Consider the following 14,624-nt stretch of genomic DNA (forward strand, 5'->3'; position numbering starts at 1 on the left):
GCCTCCCCATGAAACTCCTGCGTTACGGCCCTGTGGGCCAGGAAAAGCCCGGCACTCTCGATTCAGAGGGCCGCATCCGCGATCTGTCCGGCATTGTCGCCGACATCACGCCCGACCAGCTGTGGGGCGAAGGCCTCGCCGCGCTGAAGGCCGTCGATCCCGAGAGCCTGCCTCTGGTCGAGGGCTCGCCCCGCTATGGCGTGCCGGTGAACGGCGTGCGCAAATTCATCGCCATCGGCCTGAACTTCGCCGACCACGCCGCCGAATCCAACCTGCCGATTCCGGAAGAGCCCGTGGTCTTCACCAAGGCCGTCTCTTGTTTGACGGGCCCGAATGATACCGTTGTCATTCCCCGTGGTTCGGAAAAGACCGACTGGGAGGTCGAGCTGGGCATCGTCATCGGCAAGCGCGCCTCCTACGTCGAACAGGCGGACGCCCTGGACCACGTGGCGGGCTACGTCCTGATCAATGACGTGTCCGAGCGCGCCTTCCAGACCGAGCGCGGCGGCACCTGGGACAAGGGCAAGGGCTGCGACACCTTCGGCCCGGTCGGCCCCTGGATCGTCACCACCGACGAGATCGGGGACGTGCAGCAACTCGACATGTGGCTGGACCTGAACGGCAAGCGCATGCAGACCGGCAACACCAAGACCATGATCTTCGGCGTCGCCGAGATCGTCTCCTACGTCAGCCAGTTCATGACGCTGGAGCCGGGCGACCTGATCACCACGGGCACCCCGCCCGGCGTCGGCCTGGGCCAGAAGCCCGAGCCCTTCTATCTGAAGGCGGGCGACGTCATGGAGCTGGGGATCGAGAAGCTGGGCGTGCAGCGCCAGCAGGTCGTCGCCTGGTCGAAGGACGCCGCCGCATGAGCGCCTATGAAGGACGTTTCGCCGGCCGCACCGCCGTCGTCACCGGCGGGGCCTCGGGTCTGGGCAAGGCTTCGGCCGCCCGCATCATCGCCGAAGGCGGCAAGGTCGTCCTGTGGGACCTGAACGCCGAGACGCTCAAGGCCGCCGCCGAAGAGATCGGCGCGACCGGGGTCGTCGCCCTGGACGTCGCCGACCCTGACGCCGTCGCCGTCGCCGCCGCCGAATCGCACAAGATCCTAGGCGGACGCATCGACATCCTGGTCGCCTCGGCCGGCATCACCGGCGCCACCGTTCCGGTGCAGGAGTTCCCGGTCGACAGCTGGAAGCGCGTGGTCGACATCAATCTGAACGGCGTCTTCTACTGCTGCCGCGCCGTCACGCCCTATATGCTCGACAGCGGCTACGGCCGGATCGTCAACGTGGCCTCGGTCGCGGGCAAGGAAGGCAATCCCAACGCCAGCGCCTATTCGGCGTCCAAGGCCGGGGTGATCGGCTTCACCAAGTCCCTGGGCAAGGAGCTGGCCGGCAAGGGCGTCATCGCCAACAGCCTGACCCCCGCCACCTTCGAAAGCCCGATCCTGGAACAGCTGCCGCAGAGCCAGGTGGACTACATGCGCTCCAAGATTCCGATGGGCCGTCTGGGCGAGGTCGAGGAGAGCGCCGCCATGATCTGCTTCATGGCCTCCGAGGAATGCAGCTTCACCACCGCCTCGACGTTCGATACGTCGGGCGGCCGCACCACCTATTAAAGGAGCGCCGCAAGTGGGCCGCGACCTTCGCATCGTCGATTGCCACGTCCACTTGTGGGACCTGTCGCGCGCTCGCTACGGCTGGCTGCAGGATGATCCCCTGCCGAACAATCCGGCAGGGGACATGTCCCCGATCGCCCACCGAGACTATCTGCTAAAGGACTATCTGGCCGACACGGCGAACTGGCGCGTCGACAAGATCGTCCACGTCGAGGCCGGCCAGCCGCGCGGCGCGCAGTTGGCCGAGACGGACTGGCTTCAGGCCATGGCCGACGATTACGGCTATCCGCACGGCGTAGTCGCCGGGGCGGACCTGACCGATCCCGATGTGGACGCCCTGCTGGAGGCCCACGCCGCCCGGTCCAGCGTCCGGGGCGTGCGCCAGATCGTCTGCTGGCACGCCGATCCGAAGAAGACCTACAATCCAACCGACCCCCTGCTCGCTCCCGCGTGGCGCGCGGGCTTCGGCAAGCTGGCCCGCCACGGCCTGTCGTTCGACCTGCAGCTCTATCCGTCGCAGATGGCCGAGGCGGTCGAACTGGCCGACGCCCACCCCGACATCCCCCTGATCATCAACCACGCCGGTCTGCCGACTGACCGCGACGAGGCCGGCATGGCCGTCTGGCGCGCCGGGCTGAAAGCCCTGGCCGAACGCCCCCAGGTCTCGATCAAGATTTCCGGCCTCGGCATCACCGACCGCGCCTGGACGCCCGACAGCATCCGACCGGTCGTGCTGGAGTGCATCGACATCTTCGGCGCCCGCCGAGCGATGTTCGCCAGCGATTTCCCGGTCGAGCGAGTCCACGGCGCGTTCGACGCCTTCTATTCCGCCTTCGACGCGATCACGGCCGACTTCACGGCCGAGGAACGCGACCGCCTGTTCGCCGCCAACGCCGAGGCGATCTACCGCATCTGATCCATCGTTCGCCGAGCCCGCAGCAAGACGGAGCCGGACCGAGGAAGCCCGAGAGGACGACATGAGTATCGAAACCGACGCCGCCCACACGCCCGGGGGCCTCGCCCTGCCCGCCGGAAACCTGCGCGGACCGCTGGCTTTCGCCATCGGCTGCTTCCTGATCTGGGGGCTGGCCTATGGCCTGCTGGACGTGCTGAACAAGCACTTCCAGGAAACGCTCAGCATCAGCCAGGCGGACAGCTCCTGGCTGCAGATCGCCTATTTCGGCGCCTATCTGCTGCTCAGCCTGCCGGCGGGCATGTTGCTGAACGCGCGCGGCTACAAGTTCGGCATCGTCTCTGGCCTCTGCGTCACCGCCATCGGCGCCCTGCTCTTCATCCCGGCGGCCAATGCGGGCGCCTTCCTGCCCTTCGTCGGATCCATGTTCGTGCTGGCCGCCGGCCTGTGCGTGCTCGAGACGGCCGCCGACACCTACGTCAACGTTCTGGGCGACCCGGCCAAGGCCTCGCAGCGCCTGAACCTGGCCCAGTCGTTCAACGCCCTGGGCGTCTTCATCGGCCCGATGATCGGCGGCGCGGTCTTCTTCAGCCCGACGACGACCGAAGCCCTGGGCGGCGCCACCCGCTCGATCCAGATCGTCTACGGTCTAATCGCCGTGGCCGTCCTGCTGTTCGCCGCCGTCGTCTGGCGCGCCCGCCTGCCCGAAACCGGCCTGGCCGACCACGGCGAGTCCGTCGCGGGCGACGCCCCGGCCAAGCCCCATGCTCCTAAAGGATTGTCCCAGCAGCCTCACTTCATCGCCGGCGTGGTGACCCAGGCCCTCTACATCGGCGCCCAGGTCGGCATCGGCGCCTACTTCATCAATCTGGTGACCCACAACTGGCAGGACCTGACGTCGCAACAGGGCGCCTACATGCTGTCGCTGGCCGCCATCGGCTATCTGGTCGGGCGCTTCGCCGCCACGGGCCTGTTGCTCAAGGTCAAGCCGCGCGCCCTGCTGACCACCTACGGCGTCATCAACGTCATCCTGACGCTGATCGTCTCGGCGGGCATCGACAAGGTGTCGCCCATCGCCCTGATCGCCGTCTTCTTCTTCATGTCGACCATGTTCGCCACCATCTTCGCCCTGGGCACCACGGGCCTGGGGGCCAGCACCAAGAAGGCGTCGTCCCTCATGGTCATGGCCATCGGCGGCGGCGTCCTGCTGCCCTGGCCCATGGGCAAGCTGGCGGACCTGTACGGCGCCAACATCGCCTTCCTGCTGCCCGCCGCCTGCTTCGCCGTCGTCGCCTGGTACGGCTGGAAGGGCGCGGGCCTGGGCCTGAAGGCGGAGGCCTCGTGATGCGTCTGCGCTCCGCCCTCCTCGCCTGCACCCTCCTGGCCGGCACTCCGCTGGCCGCCTGCGCCCAGACAGTTCAGCCCGTCGCCGCGGTCGCGCCTGCGACGCCGATCGACCGGCAGGCCCTGGTCACGCGCCACAACGTCGTCCTGACCGGCGTGGATCGTCACGCCCCGATCATGCTGGGCAATGGCGATCTGGGCTTCACCGCCGACATCACCGGCCTGCAGACCTTCCCGGAGCAGTATTCCGAACTGGCCCCCCTGCTGACCATGGCCCAATGGGGCTGGCACAGCTTCCCCAATCCCGAGGGCTATACCGAGCAGGACGGCCTCGTGAACGTCCCCGTCCCCGGCCGGGGCGAGCAGCCCTACGCCTGGATGAAGTCCTGGGCGGATGCAGAGACCAACCCCGCCTACACCTGGCTGCGGGCCAATCCGCATCGCATCTCGCTCAGCCGCATCGGCCTGACGTTCAATGACGGCCGCACGCTGGACTTCGCCAAGGTGGCCGTCTCGCGCCAGACGCTGGATCTGTGGACCGGCGCCCTGACCAGCCGCTTCACCTATGACGGCCAGCCCGTCGAGGTCGTGACCCGCGTCCATCCGACCCTGGACATGGTGATGGTCGAGATCTCCTCGCCTCTGGTCGCGTCTCAAGGCCTGGGCGTTCAGGTCCGCTATCCGGGCGTGAACCCGGCCATCAACCCCGATCCGACCAGCTTCGACGGCGCGGGAGCCCAGGGCCTTGAGGTCGTCGCCTTCGACACGGGCGACGTCCGCATTCGTCGGACGCTGGACGACACCGTCTACTATTCAGGCATCATCGGCTCGGGAAAGATCGAACAGAGCGGGGCCGACAGCTTCAGCGTCGTCGCCAACGGTCGCGACCGGCTGACCGTCATGGTCCGTTTCGATCAACAGGCCGACAAGACTCTCGCGCCCGCCTATTCCGCCAGCGTTGAGGCCGTCACCCGGCACTGGAACGCCTTCTGGAGCGAGGGCGGCGCCGTCGACTTCTCGGGTTCGACCGATCCGCGCGCTCATGAGCTGGAGCGTCGCGTGGTGCTGTCGCAGTATCTGTCCGCCGTGAACGGCGCGGGCGAGCTGCCGCCACAGGAAGAGGGTCTCTTCTCCAACTCCTGGTACGGCAAGTTCCACCTGGAGATGCACCCCTGGCACGCCGGCTGGCAGGCCATGTGGGGCCGCCCCGAACTACTGGAGCGCAGCCTGCCCTGGTATCTGGGCAACCTCGACAACGCCCGCGCCGAGGCCGCGCGTCACGGGGTCAAGGGCGCCTGGTGGCCCAAGATGGTCGGGCCCGAGGGCCGCAACAGCCCCAGCCTGGTCTCGCCCTTCATCATGTGGCAGCAGCCGCACCCGATCCTGCTGGCTGAACTGATCTGGCGATCGGAAAAGGACCCTGCCGTCCTGGGCCGCTACGCCGAACTGGTCGAGGCCACCGCCGACCTGCTGGCCTCCTGGCCGATCGAGGCGAACGGCCGCCTGAACCTGGGCGCGCCGATGATCCCGGCCCAGGAAAACTATGATCCCCTGACCACGATCAACCCGACTTTCGAGGTCGAGTATTTCCGCTGGGCGCTGGAGACCGCCCAGCAATGGCGCGTTCGTCAGGGCCAGCCCCGCCGCGCCGACTGGGATCAGGCCCTGGCGAAGATCGCCCCGCCCGCGATGAAGGACGGCCTCTACCTGCCGGTCGAGAGCGTGCCGGACTTCTGGGAGACGGCCATGTCCGACGCCTGCCGCAAGCACGCGGCGGCGGCCCAGTGCAAGAACCGCGACCACCCCTCCTTCCTGATGGCCTACGGCTTCATTCCCGGCGCCCGCATCGACCCGGACGCCATGCGCCGCACCTTCGAGGCGGTGGAGCAGAACTGGGACGTGCGTCAGACCTGGGGCTGGGACTTCCCCATGATGGCCATGACCGCCGCCCGCCTGGGCGAACCGGAAAAGGCCGTCGACTGGCTGTTCGCCGATCTGAAGAACAACCAGTGGGGCGTCACCGGCATGACCCCGCGCGTCCACCTGGACGAGCACGCCGACGAACTGGTGCCGGTCTCGGCCGGAGCCGGCGGCGTCGAGATGGCGGTCAACCCCGACGGCGCCGGCTATCGCCGGGCGGCCGAGACCTACTTCCCCTCCAACGGCTCCCTGCTGATGGCGGTGGGCCTGATGGCCGGCGGCTGGGACGGTGCGACCGGCCACGCGCCCGGCTTCCCCAAGGAAGGCTGGACCGTGCGGGTCGAAGGCCTGACGCCCGCTCCCTGACCCTGCTTTGCGATTACACAAGGAACGCCCGATGACGACGTCCCGACGCCTTGCCCTGAAGGCCCTGCTGGCCGCCCCCGCTCTGGCCACCCCCGCCCTGCCGGCCCCCGCCGGCGCAGCCGCAGCGCGATCCGCTGCGCCGCAAGCCGCCGCTCCCCTGATCGAACCACCCCTGCCGCCGGAGGGCCAGGTTCCCGCCTGGCCTGCTCCAAACACCGCGCCGCCGTCGACCCAGGAGACGCCGCACCAGGCGCCGCAATGGTCGGGCCCGGTCCCGCGCGAATGGGTCGATCCGCGCACAGGCCATCGCATCCGCCGGGTCTCGCCCGACGGCGGCGGCGGCAAGCCCTACTTCTACAAGAACATGTTCCTGCCGGCGAAGGCGGGCGCGCCCGACCTCATGGTCATCTCCACGCCCCAGGGCATCTCGACCGTGGACCTGAAGACCTGGGCGCTCAGCGTGCTGGTTCCCGACCAGAACGCCGATCTGATGTTCACGGGGCGCAAGGGCCGCAACGTCTATTATTCGGTCACCGAGCCAGGCGAGACCCAGCTGATGGACCGCGCCAAGACCCTCTACGTCATCGATGCGGACACCCGGCGCGTGCGCCGGATCGGCCGCATTCCCAACGGCCAGGTCAATTCGGTCAATGCCGACGAGACCCTGCTGCTCGGCTTCGTCGCCTATGATTCCCAGCCGCTCCAGCCCGGCGTCGGCGATCCCCGCAACCGCCGCTTCGACCAGGCCGAATACGAAGCAGCCGGGCCGGACGGAAAGCCGCTGAACTTCGCTCGCGCCAAGGGCGTGCGGATGCTGCAGCGCTGGGCCGCCCGCTATCCGATGGAGATCTTCGTCATCGACATGGCGACCGGCGAACGCCGCGTGATCCACAAGACCAATGAATGGATCGGCCACACCCAGTTCTCGCCGACCGATCCCGATCGCATCATCTTCTGCCACGAAGGCCCCTGGCACCGGGTCGACCGCATGTGGACGATGAAGGTCGACGGCTCGGACCTGCGCAAGACGCACCAGCGGACCATGAATTTCGAGATCTTCGGCCACGAGTGGTTCAGCCCCGACGGCAGGCAGGTGCTCTATGATCTGCAGACGCCGCGCGGCCAGGTCTTCTGGGTCGCCTCCGTGGACCTGGAGACGGGCAAGCGCGTCTATCGCCGGGTCGAACAGAACGACTGGTCGGTGCACTACAACGTCTCGTCGGACGGACGGATGTTCGCGGGCGACGGCGGCGACGGCGACATGGTGGCCCATGCGCCGGACGGAAAATGGCTCGTCCTGCTGCGTCCCGAGCCGATCGTCGACGAGGATCCGTCCAGCGACAAGGACGATCAGATCAGCGTCGAGTATCTGCGGTCGCAGCGCCTGGTCGACCTGTCGAACCATGACTACCGGCTGGAGCCCAACCTGACCTTCACGCCGGACGGCCGATGGATCGTCTTCGTCTCCAACATGCATGGCGCCAATCACGTCTATGCGGTGGAGGTGGCGCGGGCGGCCTGACGCCCGCCGTCTCCCCCTCTACGAAAAAGGGCTCTGGAGCGATCCGGGGCCCTTCCTGTTTCGGCGACGCCTCGAGGCAGGTTCCGTAACCTCATGAAATCGTCGCTGTTTTCACGGCTCACTGCAGTCTCGCACGGAGGCCGACAAGAGCCTGTTGCAAAAAGCGGGAAGCTGTTGCAAGAAGTGACACGCGTATCGTCCAACTATACGCAACAGCATACCAACAAATGACACCGGTGCCACGGGCTTCGGTGCGGGGAGAGAAATATGGCACGACCCTTCCGCAACGTCCGCGCCCTCTGTGTCGCCGGCGCTTCCGCCACCGCCCTGATGTGGGGCGTCGCGCCCGCCATGGCCCAGGACGCCGCCGATCAGACCACGGGCGAGGACGCCACCGTCGTCGACGAGATCGTCGTCACCGGCTTCCGCTCCAGCCTGCAGCAGGCGCTGAACGTCAAGCGCCGCGAGGCCGGCGCCGTCGACGCCATCCTGGCTGAAGACATCGCCGACTTCCCCGACCAGAACCTCGCCGAGGCCATCCAGCGGCTGCCCGGCGTGACCATCGAACGGGTCAACGGTCAGGGCACGACCATCTCGGTGCGCGGCCTGGGCGCCGACTTCACCCGCACCCGCATCAACGGCCTGGAGGCCCAGGCGGCGTCGGGCGGCAACCGCAACCGCAGCTTCGACTTCTCGATGTTCGCCTCCGAGCTGTTCAACAGCATCAAGGTCCGCAAGACCCAGTCGGCCGAGATCGAGGAAGGCTCGCTGGGATCGACCGTCGACCTGCAGACCGGCCGCCCGCTGGACTTCGCGAACAGCGGCTTCAACTCCGCCCTGTCAGTCCAGGCCTCCTACAACGACCTGTCGGAAAAGACCGTCCCGCGCACGGCCGGCCTGCTGAGCTGGTCGAATGACAGCAAGACCTTCGGCATCCTGGGCTCCATCGCCTATTCCGAACGTTCGCCGATCCTCGAGAGCTTCAACACGACCCGTTGGCAGAAGGGCGACCCGACGAAAGCCTACGGCGTTGGTCAGAACTTCGGCGGCTGCGTTCCCTGCACCACAGAGGCCCAGCGCACTGAACTGCTGAACGCCTTCTATCCGCGCATCCCGCGCTACACCTTCGGCAACACCCAGGAAGACCGCCTGGGCATGACCGGCGCCCTGCAATGGCGCCCCAGCGACCGCACCGAGGTCGTCCTGGACCTGCTGTGGTCTCGCCTGAACTCCGAACTGGAAAGCCCCAACGTCGAGGCCTGGGCATTCAGCCGCGCGGCCGTCAACAACGTCATCGTGCGCGACTACGCCATCGACGCCGGCAAGAACGCCCTGTCCTACGGCGTGTTCGACAACATGCTGGTGCGCTCGGAAAACGGCTTCACCCGCAATGAAAGCACCTTCGCCCAGGCCTCGCTGAACGTCCGCCACGACTTCACGGATCGCCTGCGCGGCAACATGAAGCTGGGCCTCAACAAATCGGAAGCTCGCACGCCGACAAACGTCACCTACGCCTTCGAACAGGCGGGGGTGAACGGCTACACCATCGACTTCCGCGGCAACGATCGCCTGCCGATGATCGACTACGGCTTCGACATCACCTCGGGCAAGGACTTCACCCTGATCCAGGGCACGCGCTCCACCAGCGGCGGCGATTTCGACAACAACGTCTTCGCCGGCGCCCTGGAGTACGACTGGACGCCTTCCATCACCTTCAAGGCCGGCGGCGAATACCGCACCTACGGCTTCAGCACCTGGGGCGTGGCGCGGGCTCAGACGGCTACGGCGGGCGCTGACCGGATCACCGGCGTGGACGCCCTGGGCAAGATCGTCAGCATCGACGGCAAGATCGGCGTGCCGTCGGGGTCGGACCTGAGCTTCATCGTTCCCGACATCTCGAAGATCAACGACTTCCTCAGCGTCTACGACGACCCGCTGGTGCCGAACCGCAGCGAGCGCGAAGTCGACGAAACGGACAAGGGCGTCTTCGTCCAGGCCGACTTCAACACCGAGGTCGCCAACATGACGGTGCGCGGCAACGTCGGCGTCCGCTACGCCAAGACGGAAGTCGAATCCAAGGGCTGGCAGACGATCTCGTTGCCGGGCGGCGGCAACGCCTACGACTACGTCACCGCCTATAACGACTACGACGACGTCTTGCCGTCGTTCAACCTGGCCATCGAACCGCGCGACGACCTGGTGATCCGCCTGGGCGCCGCCAAGGTGATGTCGCGTCCGACCCTGGGCGACCTGACCCCGGGCGGCGGCGTCTCGCCGACCACGCGCACCGTGTCCTACGGCAACCCGCTGCTGGATCCGTTCCGCGCCACCAACTACGACCTGTCGGTCGAGTGGTATTTCCAGAACGAAGGCCTGCTGGCCGCCGCCGTCTTCTACAAGGACATCGACAGCTTCATCACCTCGGTGACGGAATCGATCGTCTGGAGCGATCTGGGTCTGCCCGACGAGCTGCTGCAAGGCGCCGCGCGTCCGACCGACGTCTTCCAGGTCACGCGCAAGCTCAACGGCGAGGGCGGTTCGCTGCACGGGCTGGAGATCCAGTACCAGCAGCCCTTCACCTTCCTGCCCGGCCTGTGGTCGAACTTCGGCTTCATCGGCAACTTCACCTATGTCGACTCCGAGGTCGACTATGGCGCCGCCGGCAAGAACCGCCTGACGGGTCAGTCGAAGAACACGTTCAACACGACGCTGTATTACGAGGACGGCCCCTTCCAGGCCCGTGTCTCGGCGGCCTACCGCAGCGGCTATCTGATGTCGTTCCCGGGCGGCAACGGCAACTCGGAAGAGGGCATGAACGCGACGACCTACGTCGACGCCTCGATGTCCTACGACATCTCGGACAGCATGACGATCTCGCTGGAAGGCATCAACCTGACCGACGAGTACAACGATCGCTATGTCGACGAGACGAACCGCATCTCTGACTACCGTCACACGGGTCGCGAGATCGCTATCGGATTGCGCTGGAAATACTGATTCACCTCCCTGAACCTTTCAGCGTACCACTCGGCCCGGAGCATCTGCTCCGGGCCTTTTTTCTGTTCGGCCCCCTGCATTCGGACGAAGAAAAACCCCGACACCGAAACGCCGGGGTTTGAACAGTCCGTTCCGGACAAGAAGCCTCAGAGGCCGACCACGCCGCGCGACGCCGTGACCTTGGGTCCCGTTCCGTCCAGGGTGTCGATGTCGCAGTCGATGAAGCGCCAGTTGTCGGCGTTGGCGATGGTCCCCGCCTCGCGCACGTCCCAGCGCAGCCGCTCGAAGGTGAAGTCGCGCAGGGGCGCTTCCTCATAGGCGGCGGCCTCGAAGCCGATCTTGCCGCCCACCGCCCTGATGTCCGACAGGCGCACGTCGCGGATGCGAGGCACGCCCTGCTCGCGCGGGACCGGCGTCGCCAGCGCCCGCCAATAGTCCGGAACATCCGTCATGCCTGCCGGAATCTGGGCGTAGGAGTAGTTCGGATACCAGTTGAGATTCACCCGGAACAGGGTCGCCACGTCCTGCAAGTGGATGTCCCGCAGGGCGATGTTGTTGATGACCCCGCCGCGCGTGTGGCCCGACTTGAAGAAGATTCCCAGCGGCACGGGGTATTCGATCCGCAGGCCCGAAACCTCGATGTCCTGGAACCCGCCCGAGGTCTCGCTGCCGAAGGTCATGCCGGCCAGGGCGTCGCGCACGATGCAGTCGCGCACCTTCACCTCGCGGCAGGGCCGGGCGACCCTCAGGCCGTCCCAGTCGCGCCCCGCCTTGATGCAGATGGCGTCGTCGTTGACCGACAGGTCGCAACGCTCGACCAGCACCCGCTCCGAGGAATCGATGTCGATCCCGTCGGTCGAGGGCCCCCGGCCGCCCAGGTTGTTGCGGATGATCAGGTCCGACACCTTCACGTCGCGCGAATAGCAGACGTGCACGGTCCAGAAGCCCGAACGCGCCAGGTTCAGGCCCGACACCTCGACCTGGTCCGCGTCATAGACATGGATCAGGCGCGGGCGGCGACAGTCGTAGTCGGCCGCCCAACGCAGGTCGCGGGGATCATAATCGCGCCGCATCGCCCAATAGGCGTCCCAGAAGACCTTGCCGTCGCCGTCGACCAGCCCTTCGCCGGTGATGCGGGCGTTCCGCTCGCGATAGACGTTCAGCAGGCCCGCGGGCCACTCCATCTCGATCCCGGCGACGCGCGTGCGCACCATGGGATAGGCGGCGATGTCGCGCAGCCCCTTCAGCGTCGCGCCGCGCCCGATCAGCAGGGTGACGTTCGACTTCACGAACAGGGAGCCGGACAGATAGACGCCGGGCTTCAGCACCACCGTGCCGCCGCCCGCCCCCGCCGCCGCGTCGATGGCGGCCTGGATCGGACGGGTGTTGATGGTCTCGCCGTCCCCGACCGCGCCGAAGTCGGCGGCGTCGAAGGTCCGGCCGGTTCCCTGCGCCCAGGCGGGCGCGGCCGCCACGCCGGTCGCCACGGCGCCGGTAATTCCGAGTTGCAACAAAGAGCGGCGATGCATAGGCGTTCCTCACATGGTCGCGCCGCAAGATGGACGGCGCCTTGTCGCGGTTCACCGGTGTCATTCCGGCTTGCGCTGCTCGAGGACCATTTTATGGTACGCATCAGCAAATAGTGAAACCCCAAACGCCACGGGGTCCGTACCGGAGAGAACGCCTGTGACGCTACGCCGCGCCGCCCCGACGATCGCCTTCCTGCTCGCCAGCACCGTCTTGACCGCACCTGCGCTCGCCCAGTCGGCCGCAGGCGAGCCCTGGGCGCCGCAGTCCAACCCCGGCGTTGAGGCCGAATGGCTGACCGCGCGCCCGCGCCCCAACCTGGATTTCCGCGCGGACGCCCGCCCCTCGCGCGAACAGACCCTGGCGGCGGTCGAATACGTCGCCTCCTCCCAGATCACCGACATGGCCTCGCGTCCCCTGGCCCTGTCGACCGGCAGCAATCTGACGCAGATGTCGTCCAACTGGGTGGCCGCGACCTTCTACATCGGCGCGGCGCGGCTGGCGCGCGTCTCGGACGACCCCGAGACCCTGCGCTTCCTGACGGCCGTGGCCGAGCACTACAACTACAGCCTGCGCGGCGCGCGCTCAGGTCCGACCATGCTGAACGCCGACGACCAGACCATCGGCGACCTGTATCTGGAGCTCTATTCGCGCAGGGGTCAGGACGGGGTGCTGATGCCGCTGCGCCAGCGGCTGGACTATATGATCCCGCACCTGAACCGCGCGGGCGAGACTGACGCCCTGATCTGGTGGTGGGCCGACGCCCTCTACATGGCGCCGCCGGTTCTGGCGCGCATGTCGGCGGTGACCGGCGACCCGAAATACGTCCGCGCCATGGACAAGGAGTTCCGGCGCACCATCGACCGCCTGTGGGTCCCCGAGCAGCGCCTCTTCCTGCGCGACCAGCGCTTCGAGGGCCGCACCGAGGCCAATGGCCGGCCCGTCTACTGGAGCCGCGCCAACGGCTGGGTCATGGGCGGCCTGGCCCGCACCCTGGAGGCCATGCCCGCCGACTTCGAGGGCCGTCAGGACTACGTCGACATCTTCCAGGCCATGGCCGGACGCATCCGCGAACTGCAGCAGGACGACGGCCTGTGGCGCGCCAGCCTGCTGGCCCCCGAACTCTATCCTCAGGCCGAGACCTCGGGTTCGGTCTTCTACGTCTACGCCCTGGCCTGGGGGATCAACCACGGCCTGCTGGACCGTGCGACCTATGAGCCCGCCGTGCTCAAGGGCTGGGCCGCGCTCAACCGCCACGTCCTGCCCAGCGGCCTGATCGGCGCCACGCAGAAGACCGGCGACATGCCCGTGCCGACCGATCCGAACGAGGTCGGCCTCTACACCACCGGGACCTACATCCTGGCGGGGCTGGAGGTCGCCGACCTGAACGGTCCGCAAAAGAGCCTCCCCCTGGCCGAGCCCGCGCACGATGCGCCCGAGGTGATCGCCGCCACTACGCCCGCGCCGCCCGCGCCGGTCACCGTCGTCGGCGAGGCCGAGATCAAACGGCGGGCCGAGGAGATGCAGGCGACCCGCGCCTTGGCCTATGACCCGTCCTCGCTGGGCCGCCCCGCCGAGGTCGAACGCCTGACCCCGCCGCCCGCCGACCAGCAGCAGCCTCGCGCCGTCGTCCGCTTCGCGCCCGACCGCCTCGATGATCTTCTGTGGGAGAACGACCGCGTCGCGCACCGGATCTACGGTCCCGCCCTGGAGGCGCGAGAAGCGCCCTCCGGCTCGGGCGTCGACGTCTGGGCCAAGCGCGTCCGCTATCCCTACATGGACCGCCAGCTGCGCTTCCCCAATTACCACGTCGATCGCGGCGAGGGGCTTGACTACTACGACGTCGGTCGTGGTCGCGGCGCGGGCGGCCTGGGCGTCTGGTACGACAACAAGCTGTGGACCAGCCGCAACTTCTCGACCTATCGCATCGAGGCGACCGGCGGCGACGAGGCCCGCTTCAGCGTCGACTATCGCCCCTGGCCCGTCGATGTGGCCCGCAAGGTCTGGGAGACGCGCGAGTTCAGCCTGCCGCTGGGCTCCAACTTCACCCGCATGACCTCGACCCTGAACTCGGACACGAGCGAGCCCCTGATCGTCGGCGTCGGCATATCCAAACGCCGCAACGCGGCGAGCGCCGGCTTCGTCACCCGCGACGCCGCCAACGGCCGCCTGATGTTCTGGGAGCCGGCCAATCCCGAGCACGGCTCCATCGGCATCGCCATCGCCGTCGACCCGGCCCAGGTCGAAGGCTTCGCCGAGGACGCCGACAACTATCTGATCCTGGTCCGCGTCACGCCGGGCCGGCCCTTCACCTACTACATGGGCTCCGCCTGGGACGGCGGCCTGGACTTCAAGACCCGCGAAGCCTGGGAAGCGCACGTGGCCTCCACGGCCCTGGCTTTCTGACCCTCGGC

At 67.5% G+C, this 14,624-nt stretch carries 9 protein-coding genes; 8 read left to right on the plus strand and 1 reads right to left on the minus strand.

Going from position 1 to position 14,624, the window contains the following annotated elements:
* Positions 1–8 precede the first annotated feature (8 nt).
* The 7 genes from ACWGL1_RS07550 to ACWGL1_RS07580 all read left to right on the plus strand — a co-directional run bounded on the left by ACWGL1_RS07550 (position 9) and on the right by ACWGL1_RS07580 (position 10,683).
* The gene (locus tag ACWGL1_RS07550) at positions 9–872 is read left to right on the plus strand and encodes a fumarylacetoacetate hydrolase family protein (RefSeq protein ID WP_452111652.1); all 864 of its coding nucleotides are present in this window, start codon (positions 9–11) and stop codon (positions 870–872) included.
* Positions 869–1,621 carry an SDR family NAD(P)-dependent oxidoreductase gene (locus ACWGL1_RS07555; RefSeq protein ID WP_452111653.1) on the plus strand — a complete coding sequence of 251 codons (753 nt, stop codon included), beginning with the start codon at positions 869–871 and terminating at the stop codon, positions 1,619–1,621. Before ACWGL1_RS07550 ends, ACWGL1_RS07555 begins: the two co-directional genes overlap by 4 nt.
* A 13-nt stretch (positions 1,622–1,634) precedes the next feature.
* The gene (locus ACWGL1_RS07560) at positions 1,635–2,537 is read left to right on the plus strand and encodes an amidohydrolase family protein (RefSeq protein ID WP_452111654.1); all 903 of its coding nucleotides are present in this window, start codon (positions 1,635–1,637) and stop codon (positions 2,535–2,537) included.
* 61 nt (positions 2,538–2,598) lie between these two features.
* Positions 2,599–3,879 carry a sugar MFS transporter gene (locus ACWGL1_RS07565; RefSeq protein WP_346520810.1) on the plus strand — a complete coding sequence of 427 codons (1,281 nt, stop codon included), beginning with the start codon at positions 2,599–2,601 and terminating at the stop codon, positions 3,877–3,879.
* Positions 3,879–6,164 (plus strand): hypothetical protein, encoded by a 2,286-nt coding sequence (locus ACWGL1_RS07570; RefSeq protein ID WP_452111655.1) that lies wholly within the window; start codon positions 3,879–3,881, stop codon positions 6,162–6,164. The genes ACWGL1_RS07565 and ACWGL1_RS07570 overlap by 1 nt, the downstream gene beginning before the upstream one ends.
* Positions 6,165–6,195: 31 nt before the next feature.
* Positions 6,196–7,686, plus strand: a complete 1,491-nt coding sequence (locus tag ACWGL1_RS07575; protein WP_452111656.1) for an oligogalacturonate lyase family protein — start codon at positions 6,196–6,198, stop codon at positions 7,684–7,686.
* A 267-nt stretch (positions 7,687–7,953) separates the two neighbouring features.
* Positions 7,954–10,683 carry a TonB-dependent receptor gene (locus tag ACWGL1_RS07580; protein WP_452111657.1) on the plus strand — a complete coding sequence of 910 codons (2,730 nt, stop codon included), beginning with the start codon at positions 7,954–7,956 and terminating at the stop codon, positions 10,681–10,683.
* A gap of 146 nt (positions 10,684–10,829) precedes the next feature.
* Here ACWGL1_RS07580 and ACWGL1_RS07585 read toward each other — a convergent pair whose 3' ends face one another.
* Positions 10,830–12,212, minus strand: a complete 1,383-nt coding sequence (locus tag ACWGL1_RS07585) for a glycoside hydrolase family 28 protein (protein WP_346520802.1) — start codon at positions 12,210–12,212, stop codon at positions 10,830–10,832.
* Between the two features lie 157 nt (positions 12,213–12,369).
* On the opposite strand from ACWGL1_RS07585, the gene ACWGL1_RS07590 reads away from it, so the two are divergent.
* A complete protein-coding gene (locus ACWGL1_RS07590) occupies positions 12,370–14,616 on the plus strand; it encodes a glycoside hydrolase family 88 protein (RefSeq protein ID WP_452111658.1) in 2,247 nt (748 codons plus the stop codon).
* Positions 14,617–14,624: the final 8 nt, after the last annotated feature.

Source organism: Brevundimonas sp. NPDC055812, from assembly GCF_053616535.1.

Bases quoted from the DNA above. Each gene is read 5' to 3' on its own strand.
- ACWGL1_RS07575 (WP_452111656.1), top strand. From the start codon at position 6,196: ATGACGACGTCCCGACGCCTTGCCCTGAAGGCCCTGCTGGCCGCCCCC.
- ACWGL1_RS07585 (WP_346520802.1), bottom strand. From the start codon at position 12,212: ATGCATCGCCGCTCTTTGTTGCAACTCGGAATTACCGGCGCCGTGGCG.
- ACWGL1_RS07555 (WP_452111653.1), top strand. From the start codon at position 869: ATGAGCGCCTATGAAGGACGTTTCGCCGGCCGCACCGCCGTCGTCACC.
- ACWGL1_RS07570 (WP_452111655.1), top strand. From the start codon at position 3,879: ATGCGTCTGCGCTCCGCCCTCCTCGCCTGCACCCTCCTGGCCGGCACT.
- ACWGL1_RS07580 (WP_452111657.1), top strand. From the start codon at position 7,954: ATGGCACGACCCTTCCGCAACGTCCGCGCCCTCTGTGTCGCCGGCGCT.
- ACWGL1_RS07565 (WP_346520810.1), top strand. From the start codon at position 2,599: ATGAGTATCGAAACCGACGCCGCCCACACGCCCGGGGGCCTCGCCCTG.
- ACWGL1_RS07550 (WP_452111652.1), top strand. From the start codon at position 9: ATGAAACTCCTGCGTTACGGCCCTGTGGGCCAGGAAAAGCCCGGCACT.